1 protein-coding gene is annotated in these 567 nt (G+C 42.5%); it reads right to left on the bottom strand.

What is annotated here, in order from left to right:
• Positions 1 to 567: Rib/alpha-like domain-containing protein (locus HMPREF2864_RS08755; protein ID WP_256277706.1), on the bottom strand; the 567-nt coding region annotated here is incomplete at both ends.

The raw sequence follows: 567 nt of genomic DNA, 5'->3' as shown, positions 1-567 counted from the left end.
CTTTAACTGTGACATTTACATGATCTTTTGATCCATCTGGATATGTCACGGTCACTGGTATTGTGTATGTGCCAGGTGTCTTACCGTTCGGTAATGTACTTGGATCATCTACACTTACTTTTGGTGCTGGTTTATCGCTTGGATAGTTTGGTACTGTGACCGCTTTGGTTACGTCATCCGCTGTTGTTGGTGTACCAAAGTCTTTTGTGATTGGCGTTACTTTTGGTTCATATTTTCCACTATCTGGATCGCCTACTTTAACTGTGACATTTACATGATCTTTTGATCCGTCTGGGTATGTCACGGTCACTGGTACTGTGTATTCTCCTGGTGTCTTACCGTTCGGTAATGTACTTGGATCATCTACACTTACTTTTGGTGCTGGTTTATCGCTTGGATAGTTTGGTACTGTGACCGCTTTGGTTACGTCATCCGCTGTTGTTGGTGTACCAAAGTCTTTTGTGATTGGCGTTACTTTTGGTTCATATTTTCCGCTATCCGGATCACCAACTTTAACTGTAACATTTACATGGTCTTTTGATCCGTCTGGGTATGTCACGGTCACTG

The organism is Staphylococcus sp. HMSC059F04 (genome assembly GCF_001812565.1).
In the GTDB taxonomy this organism is placed as follows: domain Bacteria; phylum Bacillota; class Bacilli; order Staphylococcales; family Staphylococcaceae; genus Staphylococcus; species Staphylococcus lugdunensis.
This window is presented reverse-complemented; position numbering and strand designations above follow the sequence as displayed.